This window comes from Paraburkholderia sp. EG286A, from assembly GCF_040965375.1.
Classification (GTDB): domain Bacteria; phylum Pseudomonadota; class Gammaproteobacteria; order Burkholderiales; family Burkholderiaceae; genus Paraburkholderia.
Genome location: NZ_JBFRCB010000007.1, coordinates 173,232 through 186,055, shown reverse-complemented (window position 1 = coordinate 186,055; position 12,824 = coordinate 173,232). Strand labels below are relative to the sequence as shown.

Annotated in this window: 14 protein-coding genes; 6 read left to right on the top strand and 8 right to left on the bottom strand. The window is 63.9% G+C overall.

Annotation, left to right across the window (positions count from 1 at the left end):
• Positions 1 to 47 precede the first annotated feature (47 nt).
• Together AB4Y35_RS30755 and AB4Y35_RS30750 are read right to left on the bottom strand one after the other, a co-directional pair.
• Positions 48 to 314, bottom strand: a complete 267-nt coding sequence (locus tag AB4Y35_RS30755; RefSeq protein ID WP_069265932.1) for a DUF4148 domain-containing protein — start codon at positions 312 to 314, stop codon at positions 48 to 50.
• A 191-nt stretch (positions 315 to 505) separates the two neighbouring features.
• Positions 506 to 1,582 carry a diguanylate cyclase gene (locus AB4Y35_RS30750; protein WP_368707364.1) on the bottom strand — a complete coding sequence of 359 codons (1,077 nt, stop codon included), beginning with the start codon at positions 1,580 to 1,582 and terminating at the stop codon, positions 506 to 508.
• A 212-nt stretch (positions 1,583 to 1,794) separates the two neighbouring features.
• Between AB4Y35_RS30750 and AB4Y35_RS30745 the strand changes: the two genes are divergently transcribed.
• Positions 1,795 to 3,048, top strand: a complete 1,254-nt coding sequence (locus AB4Y35_RS30745) for a serine hydrolase domain-containing protein (RefSeq protein ID WP_368707363.1) — start codon at positions 1,795 to 1,797, stop codon at positions 3,046 to 3,048.
• 134 nt (positions 3,049 to 3,182) lie between these two features.
• Here AB4Y35_RS30745 and AB4Y35_RS30740 read toward each other — a convergent pair whose 3' ends face one another.
• From AB4Y35_RS30740 to AB4Y35_RS30725, 4 genes are all read right to left on the bottom strand, one after another.
• Positions 3,183 to 3,869 (bottom strand): type 1 glutamine amidotransferase domain-containing protein, encoded by a 687-nt coding sequence (locus tag AB4Y35_RS30740; protein ID WP_368707362.1) that lies wholly within the window; start codon positions 3,867 to 3,869, stop codon positions 3,183 to 3,185.
• 73 nt (positions 3,870 to 3,942) lie between these two features.
• Positions 3,943 to 4,176, bottom strand: a complete 234-nt coding sequence (locus AB4Y35_RS30735) for a 4-oxalocrotonate tautomerase family protein (protein WP_018442101.1) — start codon at positions 4,174 to 4,176, stop codon at positions 3,943 to 3,945.
• A 114-nt stretch (positions 4,177 to 4,290) separates the two neighbouring features.
• A complete protein-coding gene (locus AB4Y35_RS30730) occupies positions 4,291 to 5,001 on the bottom strand; it encodes an SDR family NAD(P)-dependent oxidoreductase (protein ID WP_368707361.1) in 711 nt (236 codons plus the stop codon).
• A gap of 260 nt (positions 5,002 to 5,261) precedes the next feature.
• Positions 5,262 to 5,684, bottom strand: a complete 423-nt coding sequence (locus AB4Y35_RS30725) for a VOC family protein (protein ID WP_324162105.1) — start codon at positions 5,682 to 5,684, stop codon at positions 5,262 to 5,264.
• 268 nt (positions 5,685 to 5,952) lie between these two features.
• On the opposite strand from AB4Y35_RS30725, the gene AB4Y35_RS30720 reads away from it, so the two are divergent.
• The 5 genes from AB4Y35_RS30720 (at position 5,953) to AB4Y35_RS30700 (ending at position 11,491) form a co-directional block, all read left to right on the top strand.
• Positions 5,953 to 6,390 (top strand): MarR family winged helix-turn-helix transcriptional regulator, encoded by a 438-nt coding sequence (locus AB4Y35_RS30720; protein WP_368707360.1) that lies wholly within the window; start codon positions 5,953 to 5,955, stop codon positions 6,388 to 6,390.
• Between the two features lie 87 nt (positions 6,391 to 6,477).
• On the top strand, positions 6,478 to 8,040 hold the full coding sequence (locus AB4Y35_RS30715) for a DHA2 family efflux MFS transporter permease subunit (protein ID WP_368707359.1): 1,563 nt from the start codon (positions 6,478 to 6,480) through the stop codon (positions 8,038 to 8,040).
• A gap of 103 nt (positions 8,041 to 8,143) precedes the next feature.
• Entirely contained in the window at positions 8,144 to 8,581 is a 438-nt protein-coding gene (locus AB4Y35_RS30710; protein ID WP_368693785.1) for a MarR family winged helix-turn-helix transcriptional regulator, read from the top strand.
• Between the two features lie 56 nt (positions 8,582 to 8,637).
• Positions 8,638 to 10,161, top strand: a complete 1,524-nt coding sequence (locus AB4Y35_RS30705) for an efflux transporter outer membrane subunit (protein WP_368707358.1) — start codon at positions 8,638 to 8,640, stop codon at positions 10,159 to 10,161.
• Positions 10,162 to 10,195: 34 nt separating this feature from the next.
• Entirely contained in the window at positions 10,196 to 11,491 is a 1,296-nt protein-coding gene (locus tag AB4Y35_RS30700) for an HlyD family efflux transporter periplasmic adaptor subunit (RefSeq protein ID WP_368707357.1), read from the top strand.
• On the opposite strand, the gene AB4Y35_RS30695 is transcribed toward AB4Y35_RS30700, so the two are convergent.
• Both AB4Y35_RS30695 and AB4Y35_RS30690 read right to left on the bottom strand, forming a co-directional pair.
• Positions 11,488 to 12,432, bottom strand: coding sequence for a LysR family transcriptional regulator (locus AB4Y35_RS30695; protein WP_368707356.1), 945 nt, complete (start codon positions 12,430 to 12,432; stop codon positions 11,488 to 11,490). The two genes, AB4Y35_RS30700 and AB4Y35_RS30695, sit on opposite strands and share 4 nt — an antisense overlap.
• 70 nt (positions 12,433 to 12,502) lie before the next feature.
• Positions 12,503 to 12,802, bottom strand: a complete 300-nt coding sequence (locus AB4Y35_RS30690; protein ID WP_368707355.1) for an ArsR/SmtB family transcription factor — start codon at positions 12,800 to 12,802, stop codon at positions 12,503 to 12,505.
• Between the last annotated feature and the right edge of the window lie 22 nt (positions 12,803 to 12,824).

Genomic DNA, 12,824 nt, shown 5'->3' with positions numbered 1-12,824 from the left:
GGGCCAGAAGGCAACGACTACAAAGCGCGGCTATTCAGCCTGGCGGCTTACTGCGCAGCCTGACCGGCTTGCGACGAACCGTTGTTCACGCCGCCCACTGCGCTGTTTTGCGCAGCGACGCGAGCTTCAGCAGCCTGAACGTTCGCCGGATATTCATTGGGGTTCGAACGTGCCGGATTGAAGCCGGCCTTTTCGACCTGGACCATGTCTGCACGGACTTGTGCGCGGGTCACGGGCTGGTTCGACTGGGCGAACACGGCAACGGGAGCAGCGAGGGCGGCAGCGATAACAACGGCTTGGACGAGCGATTTCATGACTAACCTCCAGATTTACTTTCTTCTTGAACTGCCTACAGGGTTGTAAGCAGCGGTGAAGTCAGTGTAGGAGGGTCAGGGACTAGGGTAAATACCTAATAGCCGAATTCACTGTTTCCGCCAGGAGAACAATCCGGGCACGACCGTGGCGCCAGCCCACCATTTCCCGAACGAGACGGGAGCGAGCGGGGTCAGACCATGCCGGGCACGACGCCGACCGTATCGACGAACTCGGTCTTGCCCATGCCGCGCGACTTGGCCCGGTACATGGCGCTGTCCACGGCGCGCATCAGGGTTCGTGCATCGAGCGAGCGGCTGCCGCTGCCTTCCGTGAGCAGGCACACGCCGATGCTGCACGACACGGTCACCGGATAGCCGCCCACGGTGCGCATGTTGGCGAGAATCGCGTGGATGCTGTTGGCGACGGTGAGCGCGTCGTTCTTGTCGTAGACGTGCCGCGCCAGCACCACGAACTCGTCGCCGCCCAGGCGTGCGAGCGTATCGCCGCGCCGCATGCGCCGCACCAGTGCCGCGGCGAAGCTGCGCAGCAGTTCGTCGCCCACCGCGTGCCCGAAGGAGTCGTTCACTTCCTTGAAGCCGTCGAGATCGACGAGCAGCATCGCCGTGCGATCGACCTCGGCGGTGCGCGTAAAGAGCGTGCGCCCGATGGCCTGCTCGAGACGCACACGGTTGTAGAGCCCGGTGAGCGGATCGGTCGATGCCTGGCGTTCCAGCCGGTGAACGAGCACCGCCAGATAGATGGACGTCGCAACGATGCTGAGCGCAATGCCAAGCGCGGCCGTGATATTGGCGCCCCACCACGGTTGCCAATGCATCAGGCCCATGATGCCGACGAGCGCCACGACACAGGAAAGGCCCAGCATGCGCTGGCCATAGCGGCAGCCCGCGCCGACCAGAAACCAGAAGGCCACCCACAGGAGCGGCAGCGCGGCCGTTCCGCCCACGGCCAGCGCGCCGGTGACGATGGCCTGATCGGCGATCGTGGCGAGCGTGAGGCGCACGAGCGAGCGCGCTGGCGCGACGGTGACTGCACCATACGATATGACGCCGAACGCCACATAAGCAGTGACCGCCAGAAGCGTGGCGTAGACGTGGGTCGAGCGATAGATCGAGCAGGCAACGAGGTAGGCGAGAAGCACGACGGAACCGAGCGTGATGCGCAGTACGGCCTGCTCCTTCTCTGGGTCCTTCGGAAATGCGCGAAACAACGCTTTCCCGGGCCAGGAATGTGTTTCCGTCTCGCCCATGGCAGCCCCCCGCTGTAATTCTGTATTTTGTCGCCCGGTAGTGTACCCCACACATACTGCGTGTCGAGGCGCTAAAAAAACGAAATTTCAACGCGCAGGACGGCGACGCGTGTGGCAATGCGACTTCGCGCCGAATGACCGATACTGTGACGCACATCGCGTGCAATTCATCGGTATCGCATACGCTCGGTCAATCCATCAAAGGAGGCGTCATGGGTAGGGAAGGTCTGGAAAAGCAGGGCATGTCGTGTGAGCGGCTCGCGCGTATCGAACGCTTTCTCGAAGAGAACTACGTCGCGACCGGCACGCTCGCGGGCACCGTCACGCAGGTGTGGCGGCGCGGCGAACTCGCGCTGAGCTCGGTGCTGGGTCTCGCCGACCGCGAACGGCGCACGCCGATGGCCGAGGACTCGATCTTCCGCATCTACTCGATGACCAAACCCATTACGTCGGTGGCGATCATGATGCTGGTCGAGGAGTGCAAGATCGCGCTCGACGACCCCGTCAGCAAGTACATCCCGTCGTGGGAAAAACTTGGCGTGTACGCGGGCGGTTTCATGGAGAGCTTCCAGACGCGCGCGAGCGCGCGCCCGATGCGCGTGGTCGACCTGTTGCGGCACACCTCGGGGCTGACCTACGGGTTTCAGCAGAACACCAATGTCGATGCGGCCTACCGCAAGCTGAAGGTGGGCGAGCTTGCGACCGCGGGCACGCTCGACGACATGATCGAGAAGCTGGCCACGCTGCCGCTGGAATTTTCGCCGGGCGAGGCCTGGAACTATTCGGTTTCCACGGACGTGCTCGGCTATCTCGTCGGCAAGATCAGCGGCATGGCCTTCGAGGACTTTCTGAAAACGCGGATCTTCGACCCGCTCGGCATGGTCGACACGGCGTTTTACGTGCCGCAGGAGAAGGTGTCGCGCTTTTGCGCCTGCTATGCCATCGGCGCGCTCGGCTCGAAGGTCGTTGCCGAAAAAGGTCCGGAGCTGCAGGACGATCCTCACACGAGCCCGTATCGCGAGCCGCCCTCGTTCGTTTCGGGCGGTGGCGGCCTCGTTTCCACGGCGGCGGATTACATGCGGTTCGCGCGCATGCTGCTGCGGGGCGGTGAGCTGGACGGCGTGCGGCTGCTGGGGCCGAAGACCATCGCGCTGATGACCGCCAACCATCTGCCTGGCGGTGTCGACCTGCCTCGCCTCTCGCGCTCGATGTTCACCGAAGCGGCTTACGAAGGCGTGGGCTTCGGGCTCGGCTTCGCCACGACGATTGCGCCCGCATCCACGCTGATTCCGGGCAGCGCGGGCGACTTCTTCTGGGGCGGCGCGGCCAGTACCTTCTTCTGGGCCGATCCTCGCGAGGACATGATCGTGCTGTTTCTCACCCAGCTTCTGCCTTCGACTGCGTATCCGATTCGCCGGCAGTTGCGCACGCTCGTTTACAGCGCGATTACGGAGTGCGAACGCTGAGGATCGCGTTTAGCGTGCGCGAGTGGCCATGAAAATATAAGAGGCCTGTTACCTGGATTTTGGCGGTTGTTGTGGGGGTTGGGGCGGCCCCCGAGCCGGGCAGCCGCCATTATCCTGCTCTCGAGGGCCGAGACTCAGTGACGCTTGCCCAGCTTCTCCAGCAGCGCCTTGGCGGCCGGCCCCGACGACGCGGGGTTCTGCCCGGTGAGCAGTAGCCCGTCTTCGAGCACATACGGCTGCCAGTCGGGGCCCTTCGAATAGTTGCCGCCCTTCGCCTTGAGTTCGTCTTCGACGAGGAACGGCACCACCTTGGTCAGGCCAACCGCTTCTTCTTCGCTGTTCGTAAAGCCCGTGACCGACTTGCCGTTGACGAGCGGCTTGCCATCGGGACCCTTCACGTGGCGCAGCACGCCGGGCGCGTGGCAGACGAGATCGACGGGCTTGCCGGCTGCGATCGTGCGCTCGATCAGGCCGATAGAGTCCGGGTCTTCTGCGAGATCCCACATCGGACCGTGGCCGCCGGGGTAGAAGACGGCGTCGAATGCGTCGTGGGCGACATCCTTGAGCTTTGCCGTGTTGGCCAGATCCGCCAACGCAGCCGGGTCGGCTTCGAAGCGACGCGTCAGGTCGGTCTGAAAGTCCGGCTCGTTGCTCTTGGGGTCGAGCGGAGGTTTGCCGCCCTTGGGCGACGCGAGCACGATCTGCACGCCGGCGTCCTTGAACACGTAGTACGGCGCGGCGAGTTCCTCGAGCCAGAACCCGGTCTTGCGTCCCGTATTGCCCAGCTCGTCGTGCGAAGTCAAAACCATAAGAATCTTCATGACGCTCTCCTTGAATGCGTACGTTTTCACAACGAATTGCGCTCGGCCCGCTCTCGAGCGGGCGCGCGCGCGCTTACTTGATGAGTCCCTTCTGTCTTCGATAGACGTCGGTAGGCAGGCCACCCCATCCCCAGTTTTCCGTTGGCACTTCTTCGATGACGACGAAGGTCGCCTCCAGCGGTTTGTTCAGCACGTCGAGCAGGAGCTGGCTCACGCCCTTGATGAGCTGGGCCTTTTCTTCCGCCGTGACGGAGTCCGTGCCGGGCCGCGTGCCCTCGCGTGTAACCTGAATTGTGACGATCGGCATTTCGCTTTCCTCGATGGTGATCGCTGCGGGGAGCGCCGGCGAGCGGCGCTCCCTCGTCGGCCCGGTGGGGCCCCGTGGAGCGCAGTGCGCCCGCAGTGCGCCTTTAGTACGCCTTTAGTGGCCGGCGACCTGGCCGCCGTCGACGTGGAGGATTTCGCCCGTCACGAACGGTGCCGAGTCGAGATAGAGGATGGCATTCACGATGTCGCTCATCTCGCCCATATGGCCCATCGGGTGCAGCGCGCCGAGTGCGGCGTGGGTTTCGGGCGCGTGCATCGGCGACTTGATGATGCCGGGCGATACCGCGTTGGCGCGAATGCCGCGCTTCGCGTACTCGATCGCCAGCGAGCGTGTGGCGGCGGCGAGACCGCCCTTGCTCAGCGAGGCCAGCACCGACGGCACGCCGTCGATCGCGTGATCGACGAGCGTCGTCGTGATCGTGAGGACGTGGCCGCTCTCGTGCTTTTCCATCTCGGCAATGGCGAGCTGCGTGATATGGAAGAAACCGTCGAGGTTGGTGCCCTTGATCGCTGCGTAGTCTTCCGCGGTGTATTGCGTGAACGGCTTCGCGATGAAAATGCCCGCGTTGTTGATCAACGTATCGACACGGCCAAAGCGCGAGACGGCCGTTTCGATGACGCGGCGCGCCGTGGCCGGATCGGCGATATCGCCGGCCACTGCGACGAGATCGCTATCGTCAGTCTGTTTGATGTTGCGCGAGGTCGCGACCACCTTGTGGCCGAGTGCGCGGAATGCCTTGGCCGCTTCGGCGCCGATGCCTTGCGATGCGCCGGTGATCACGATGACTTTGGGGGCTTGACTCATATGAACCTCGAAGTAAGTTGGACTCTGTTTTTGATCGGGCTTGCTGCTCCGATGACGACCAATTTACGCATCCATGCCCCCGGTTTGAATACAGGACGCGGACAAACAGTTGTGAGTCGCAGGAACAAATGACTGCAGGTTGGGCGTGACGGCGCGCAGCGAATGAACTTCATGTGGATGACGCCTGTTTCGCTTTGGATAACTGACTAAAGTGGTCCGGTCTGACCGCGTGAGTGCTCACACGCGGATCACTGCGAGCCTCAGGAGGCCTGCGTGCGCGGATCGTGGTCGAATTCGAGCCTGATCCCGCCCGGCTCGTACACCATGGTGTGGCGCTTCGGACCCGGGCCGAGGTTCTCCGGCGCAAACTCGATTTTCACGCCCGGCCACGCGGACACGCGCGAGAAGATATCGTTGAGCGCCGCTTCGCTGCCTACGCGCAAGGCAAGATGATGCAGGCCCACATGGGTCTTGCGGTCGAACTCGACCAGGTTGCTTGGGTCGGTCACCTGCCAGAGGGTCAACATGACGTGACCGTCCGAAACGAACGCCGCCGGATAACTCGGTCTTTCGCCAACCTGTTTCCAGCCCAGGCAATTCACGAAGAAGTCACGCGTGAGATTCAGGTCGCGCACGGTCAGTCCGACATGATCGATGCCCAGCGTAAGCGGTTTGTCAGTCATGCTTCGATTCTCCTGAATAAAGAGTGCGTCGATCCGGCGTTGCGCACTTCACGGATCGAAATCCTACCGAAACAATATAGCTGTGAAGATCGGCGTCGATTATCGCTTGCCGGTCACATCACTTTTTACACGGTGTATCGCGTCGCGCGCAGAAGGCGGTTGGGCGCTGCATCGAGGCGCCGGCCCGTCCCATGCGGCCGCGAAAACTTCCTTGCACACATCTGCAATGTCAGATATAGTCCGCATCAGATATCGAGGAGGGCAATCGATGAGCGATCCCGTCAATGAAGATTTCGAGCGCACGCAGAAGCTGGTGTTCGTGCTCGGTCAGGCGCACCACCTGATGACCACCGAACTCAGGGCAGGGCTCAAGGACGCCGGACTGAACCTCCAGGAGCGCGGCATTCTGCTGACGCTGGCCGGCGGGAGCGCGAAAACGCCGGCGGCGCTGGCGAAGCTGCTGGGCGTCCACCCGGCCCGGATGACCCGCGTGCTGGACAAGCTCGAAACCAGCGGGCTCGTGGAGCGCGCGCGCAACGGCACGGACCGGCGCCTCGTGGACGTCTCGCTGACGCGGGAGGGCCGCTCGGTCGCGGCCCGCAACGCAGACGTTGCCCCTGGCGCCTGGAGCGAGCGGCTCTCGCACTTCTCGAAGTCCGACTTCGACGCCTTGAGCACGCTGCTTTCCAGATTGCTCCACGGCTAGGGCGGCTTTTTTTTGCCCAATTATCAGACATGTCAGATAACGGCCCGTGCTTGACGGGACATTCGCATCCAGACGAGAGAACCTAACATGAATCCATCGATTAACCCAGGCGGGCCGGCCCAGCTGACCGGTGCGAAGTTCGCGCTCGGCACCTTCGCCGTGGCGCTCGCCACCTTTATGAACGTGCTGGATTCGTCGATTGCAAACGTCGCGATTCCCACGCTCTCCGGCAACCTCGGCGTGTCGATCGACGAAGGCACGTGGGTCATTACGCTGTTTGCCGCGGCCAACGCGGTGTCCATCCCGTTGACCGGGTGGCTGACGCAGCGCGTGGGCCAGGTCAAGCTGTTCGTCTGGGCGATCCTGCTGTTCGTGCTCTCGTCGGCAGCGTGCGGTATGGCCCCGAACCTGTTGACACTGCTCGTCGCCCGTATCGTTCAGGGCGCCGTCGCGGGGCCGCTGGTGCCGTTGTCGCAAGCCTTGCTGCTCGCTTCCTTCCCGAAGGAAAAGAGTTCGAACGCGCTGGCGCTGTGGGCGATGACCGCGACCGTCGGACCGATCGCGGGCCCGGCGCTCGGCGGCTGGATCACGGACAGTTACAGCTGGTCGTGGATCTTCTATATCAACGTGCCGGTCGGCCTCTTCGCCGCCGGCGTGATCTGGGCGATCTACCGCGACCGCGAGACGCCGGCACGCAAGCTGCCCATCGACAAGGTCGGGCTGATTTCGCTCATCGCGTGGGTCGCGCCGCTGCAGATCATGCTCGACAAGGGCAAGGACCTCGACTGGTTCAGCTCGCCGGTCATCTGGGCGCTCACGATCGTCGCCGCGGTCAGCTTCGTGTTCTTCCTGATCTGGGAATTGACTGAGGAAAAACCGATCGTCAACCTGCGGCTGTTCGCCAAACGCAACTTCCTCGGCGGCACGATTGCGATTTCCGTTGCCTACGCGATCTTCTTTGCAAACCTCGTGATCCTGCCGCAGTGGATCCAGGGCTTTCTGGGCTACCGCGCGGTGGATGCGGGGCTCGTCACCGCGCCGCTGGGGATTTTCGCCGTGATCCTGGCCCCCGTCATGGGCAAGGTCATGCCGCGCTCCGACCTGCGGGTGCTCGCCACGCTGGCGTTCGTGGGTTTCGCCGCCGTGTTCTTCATGCGCTCGAACTACACGACCGGCGTGGATGCGTGGACGCTGATTCTGCCGACGCTGCTGCAAGGGATTCCCACTGCGCTGTTCTTCACGCCGCTCACCGGCATCATCCTCTCGGGTCTGCGGCCCGACGAGATTCCGGCGGCCGCGGGCCTGTCCAACTTCGCGCGCATTTTCGCCGGCGCAGTGGGCACGTCGCTCATGAGCAACGCGTGGAACGACCGCACGATCCTCCATCACGCCCGGCTCGCCGAGCAGACGAGCGTGGAGAATCCGGCTTTCACCGGCGCCATTGCGCACCTGCAGGCGGCGCTGGGTGGCGGCATTCCCAAGGCCACGGCCTTTTACGCAACCTCGCTCAACGCGCAAGCCACCATGCTCGGGTTGAACGACATCTTCTGGATCTCGGCGGTGATCTTCATCGTCATCATCCCGCTGATCTGGGTGACGCGGCCGGTCAAGGGCAGTGGCGCGGGCGCGGCAGGCGCTGGCGGACACTGAATTCTGCAGTTGAACCCGGTTCAGACGGCAATGCACTAGCGTGTTTATATTGACAGTATCTGATAATGCAGATATTGTGCTGTTCAACACGGAGGATGTCGCGATGGACCACTATACGACGAAAAATTTCATGCTTACGGAAAGTGTCGGTTTCAGGATCGTCAAGGCGCGCAATGTGATCGTCGCGGAAATGGACGCGGCGCTCAAGGACCTCGGGATCACGGGCCAGCAAATGGGCATTCTGGTTTCCCTGATGCAGGATGTGGCGACCACGCCGTTCGAACTGTCGAAGTTGCTCGGCATCGATACGGGCCTCATGACGCGGATGCTGGACAAGCTGGAAACGAAGGGTCTGCTGGAGCGTTCCCGCGACGCAGACGACCGTCGTGTGGTCAATCTGCACCTCACGGCAAAGGGACTCAAAACGGCGGAGCAGATTCCGGAAGTCGCGCCGCAAGTGTTGAACGCACGCCTGCGCAAATTCACCAAGGCGGAGTTCGCCGAACTGAACCGCCTGCTTCGCAAGTTCGCAGACGACTAAACGGTGCGGCCGTGGTGCCGCGCTTTTTTTCGACCATTAATCTGATATGTCAGAAAATGAAATCTCAGACTTCTAGAGCAAGCATCGGTGCCCGTACGCTGAAGCTGGGCGTATCGGCGATCGCAATGGCCACGCTGGCGGCTTGCGCCAACTACGCGGGCATCCATAGCGACAAGCAGATGGCCCAGCCGCAACAGTTCGAGACGGCGCAGAGCCTGCCGCAGGAACAGGGGCACTGGCCGTCGGCCGATTGGGTCGACCAGTTCGGCGACGCGCAGCTGAAGGCGCTGATTGCCGAAGCGCTGCAGGGCAGCCCGAGCGTCGAGCAGGCCAAGGCGCGCGTGGCCCAGGCGCAGGCCTATAGCGAAACCGCGAAGGCGGGCACGCTGCCGCGCGTGGACGCCAGCTACACGCTCACGCGCCAGCAGTTCAGCAGCACGGCGCTGATTCCGCCGCCGTATGCCGGCTCGTGGCAGACCGAAAACAAGGGGCTGCTCACCGCATCCTACGATCTCGATCTGTGGGGCAAGAACCGCGAGGCGCTGCGCGCAGCCGTTTCGGAGACGGCCGCGAGCGAGGCCGACGAGGAAGTGGTCAAGCTCACGCTGGATACCTCGATCGCACGCACCTACAACCAGCTGGCGTGGCTCTACGCGTTGCGCGACATCGCGCAGGAAGAAGTCACGCGCCGCGAGCAGATCGACCGCATCACGGCGGGCCGCATTGCCACGGGCCTCGACACGCAGGTGGAACGCAAGACCGCGCAGGCGAACCTGGCGACGAGCCGCTCGCGGGTGAGCGCGCTCGACGGCAGCATTCTCACGACGCGCTACCAGTTGGCCGCGCTGCTGGGCAAGGGCCCCGACCGCGGACTCGCGATCACGCGGCCGACGCTCGGCGTAGGCGACGAGGTGCGTTTGCCGGACAACCTGCCCGCCGACCTCGTGAGCCGGCGCCCGGATATCGTCGCGGCCCGCTGGCGCGTGGACGCGATCACGCACGAGGTCAAGGAGGCGAAGGCCGAGTTCTATCCGGACATCAACCTGAGCGCCGCGCTCGGTCTCGACGCGTTCGGCTTCGGCCGCTTCCTGACCGCCGCGAGCCGCACGGCGTCGGTCGGCCCCGCGGTCCATCTGCCGATCTTCGACGGCGGCGAACTGCGTGCGCAGTTGAAGGGCCGCTACGCCGAGTTCGACTACGCCGTGGCCGCCTACGACCAGACGCTCATTGGCGCGCTCAGCGGCGTGGCCACGCAGCTCGCGCAGATCCATTCGAGCGACGCACAGCTCGTCGATGCCCAAACCGCACAGCAGGCGGCACGCGACGCCGACCAGCTAGCGATCACGCAATACAAGGGTGGCCTGACCAATCAGCTCACGGTGCTCAACGCCGACGTCACGGCACTGAACGCCGACGAAGCCATCGCCAACCTGAAGATGGATCGCCGCGACGAGCAGATCGCTCTGGCTTCGGATCTGGGTGGCGGCTACGTCGACACTTCGGCCGATACCGGCCACCACGCCGACGTTGCCGCGCAACCCGCCCCTCAAGCCAATTCCGTCATTGCCGCCGCACGTTGAACGGCATGTTTGCATACCCGTCAGGAGAACTGAAATGAGCGAAACGATCACGACCGACCGCAAGCCGGTGGATCAACTCGACGAGAAGAAAGGCGGCGCGCAAGCGGCCCCGGCCAACCACGACCAGCAGGCCACGCCCCCGGGCCGCCGCAAGCGCCTGATCGCGCTGCTCGGCGCCGTGACGTTGATTGCGGGCGCGGCGTATGGCGCGTACTACTTCACGGAAGGCCGCTTTCACGAATCGACCGACGACGCCTATGTGAGCGGCAATCTCGTGCAGCTCACGCCGCAGGTCACGGGCACGGTGGTGGCCGTCAACACCGACGACACGCAGATCGTGAAGCAGGGCGACCCGGTCGTGACGCTCGATCCGGCCGACGCAAGAATCGCGCTGGCCGATGCCGAAGCGTCGCTCGGCCAGACCGTGCGTCGCGTGAGCGGCCTCTATGTCAACAACGACTTCTATGCGGCGAACGTAGCGCAGCGCGAATCGGACCTGGCCCGCGCCAACGACGATCTGCGCCGGCGCACGGCGGTGGCGGACTCGGGCGCCGTTTCGGCCGAAGACATCGCCCACGCGCGCGACGCCGTACAGGCCGCCCAGGCCGCGCTCGACGCCGCACGCCAGCAAGGGGCGGCGAATCACGCGCTGACCGATCGCACGTCGGTCGAACAGCATCCGGACGTGCAGGCGGCCGCCTCGAAAGTGCGTGCGGCCTGGCTCGCCTATGCGCGCGATACCTTGCCCGCGCCTGTGACGGGTTATGTGGCGCAGCGCCAGGTGCAGGTGGGCGAGCGCGTGTCGCCCGGCACGCCGCTGTTGGCGATCGTGCCGCTCGACGGCGTGTGGGTGGATGCGAACTTCAAGGAAGTGCAGCTCAAGCACATGCGCATTGGCCAGCCGGTGACGCTCACTGCCGATGTCTACGGCTCGAGCGTGAAGTATCACGGTCGTATCGAAGGCTTCTCGGCGGGCACGGGCAGCGCCTTCGCGACGCTGCCGGCGCAGAACGCCACGGGCAACTGGATCAAGATCGTGCAGCGCCTGCCGGTGCGTATCGCGCTCGATCCACGCGAACTCGCGGCGCGTCCGTTGCGCATCGGCCTTTCGATGACGGTGGATGCCGATATTCACGACGAATCGGGCTCACGGCTCGGCGCGGCGCAAAACACGCGCTATCGCACCGACGTCTTCGCGCAGTACGACGCGCAAGCCGACGGCGAGATCGAAAAGATCATCAAGCAAAACGAAATCGCTGCGGCTGCCACTGCGTCACAACCCTCGCCGCAGCGTGTGGCGGCGCGCGATCATAAGGGCAACGCGGGCTAAGGAAGTCTGGCGGCCCGGCAAAGCGCTTGCGCATCCGCGGCAAGCGCTTTGGGCACCGCCTCGCGCAGGTAATCCATGAACGTCTTGATCTTGGCGTCGAGGAACTTGCGCGAGGCGTGCACCGCATAGGCAGTGAGCCTCTGCAGACGATACTCGGGCAATACCCGCACCAGCGCGCCGCTATCGAGCATGGCCAGCGCCGTGGACATGGGCAGCGCGCCGATGCCCACGCCTTCGCGCAGGGCGACGCTGAGCGCATCGGGAAGATTGATTTCGACGGGCGCGTTCGGGAACGCCACGGTTTCCCGGCCGTTGGGGCCATGCAGATGCCAGCGATCGCGCGGAAAAAACGTCGTGACGAACTGCAGGCACGTATGAGCCTCGAGGTCCTGCACCGTGCGCGGCACGCCGTGCGTAGTCAGATAGGCGGGTGCTGCACACAGCACGTTGTGGACATCACCCAGCCGGTGCGACACGAGCCGCGAGTCCGGCAGCTCTGTCGTACTCAGTTGCAGCATCACGTCGTAGCCGGCCTCGATGATATCGGGCGTGTGCTGCGACAACGTCAATTCGATCGATACCGCGGGATACCGCTCGCGATAGCGCACGAGCGCCGGCACCACATAGGCCTGGCCGAAGCTCGGCGACGCATGAATGCGTAGGCGCCCCGAAGGGTCGACCTGTGCGTTGGCCGCCTCTGCCTCTGCCTCGTCGACATACGCGAGGATCCGCTCGCAGCGCTCCAGATAGCGCTGGCCCGCCTCGGTTAGCGAAAGCCGCCGCGTACTCCGATGCAGCAGGCGCGTGCGCAATTGCGACTCGAGCTGCGAGACCGCCCGCGACGCATTGGCGGTTTGAATGTCCAGGCGCGAGGCCGCGCCCGTAAAGCTTCCTTCTTCCGCTATGCGGACGAAAATCCGCATCATGTCCAGCTTGTCCATTACGCGTTTTCCACGGATAGTTCTGCCTCGCACGCCACTACGACGCAAACTCGCGCCACGTCAGATTCTCCTATAAATGCAGGCGAATCTGTTCGGCGAAGGTCCGTATCACTTCTTCGTTACGTGAAAGAAACATCCACTGTCCGATTCGCGTCGAAACGAGCAGTCCCGCTTCGACCAGTACGGCAAGATGCGCCGATACGGTGGACTGCGAGAGCCCGCTGCGCGCCTGGATGGCGTGTGCGGGAACGCCGCGGCCCAGATCGACGTGGCCCTCTGGAAAGGCGTCGGCGGGGACCTTCAGCCACGCGAGGATGTCGCGCCGCAGTGGATTGGCGAGGGCCTTGTGAATCCGGTTCGCGTCTATCATGGCGTTGGCGTTCCCTGTGCTC

What these genes read in the sequence shown, in the direction of transcription:
- AB4Y35_RS30695 (WP_368707356.1), bottom strand. Translation starts at nt 12,432, where the DNA reads ATGGACAAGCTGGACATGATGCGGATTTTCGTCCGCATAGCGGAAGAA.
- AB4Y35_RS30720 (WP_368707360.1), top strand. Translation starts at nt 5,953, where the DNA reads ATGAGCGATCCCGTCAATGAAGATTTCGAGCGCACGCAGAAGCTGGTG.
- AB4Y35_RS30755 (WP_069265932.1), bottom strand. Translation starts at nt 314, where the DNA reads ATGAAATCGCTCGTCCAAGCCGTTGTTATCGCTGCCGCCCTCGCTGCT.
- AB4Y35_RS30725 (WP_324162105.1), bottom strand. Translation starts at nt 5,684, where the DNA reads ATGACTGACAAACCGCTTACGCTGGGCATCGATCATGTCGGACTGACC.
- AB4Y35_RS30715 (WP_368707359.1), top strand. Translation starts at nt 6,478, where the DNA reads ATGAATCCATCGATTAACCCAGGCGGGCCGGCCCAGCTGACCGGTGCG.
- AB4Y35_RS30690 (WP_368707355.1), bottom strand. Translation starts at nt 12,802, where the DNA reads ATGATAGACGCGAACCGGATTCACAAGGCCCTCGCCAATCCACTGCGG.
- AB4Y35_RS30705 (WP_368707358.1), top strand. Translation starts at nt 8,638, where the DNA reads ATGAAATCTCAGACTTCTAGAGCAAGCATCGGTGCCCGTACGCTGAAG.
- AB4Y35_RS30745 (WP_368707363.1), top strand. Translation starts at nt 1,795, where the DNA reads ATGGGTAGGGAAGGTCTGGAAAAGCAGGGCATGTCGTGTGAGCGGCTC.
- AB4Y35_RS30735 (WP_018442101.1), bottom strand. Translation starts at nt 4,176, where the DNA reads ATGCCGATCGTCACAATTCAGGTTACACGCGAGGGCACGCGGCCCGGC.
- AB4Y35_RS30730 (WP_368707361.1), bottom strand. Translation starts at nt 5,001, where the DNA reads ATGAGTCAAGCCCCCAAAGTCATCGTGATCACCGGCGCATCGCAAGGC.
- AB4Y35_RS30740 (WP_368707362.1), bottom strand. Translation starts at nt 3,869, where the DNA reads ATGAAGATTCTTATGGTTTTGACTTCGCACGACGAGCTGGGCAATACG.
- AB4Y35_RS30700 (WP_368707357.1), top strand. Translation starts at nt 10,196, where the DNA reads ATGAGCGAAACGATCACGACCGACCGCAAGCCGGTGGATCAACTCGAC.
- AB4Y35_RS30750 (WP_368707364.1), bottom strand. Translation starts at nt 1,582, where the DNA reads ATGGGCGAGACGGAAACACATTCCTGGCCCGGGAAAGCGTTGTTTCGC.
- AB4Y35_RS30710 (WP_368693785.1), top strand. Translation starts at nt 8,144, where the DNA reads ATGGACCACTATACGACGAAAAATTTCATGCTTACGGAAAGTGTCGGT.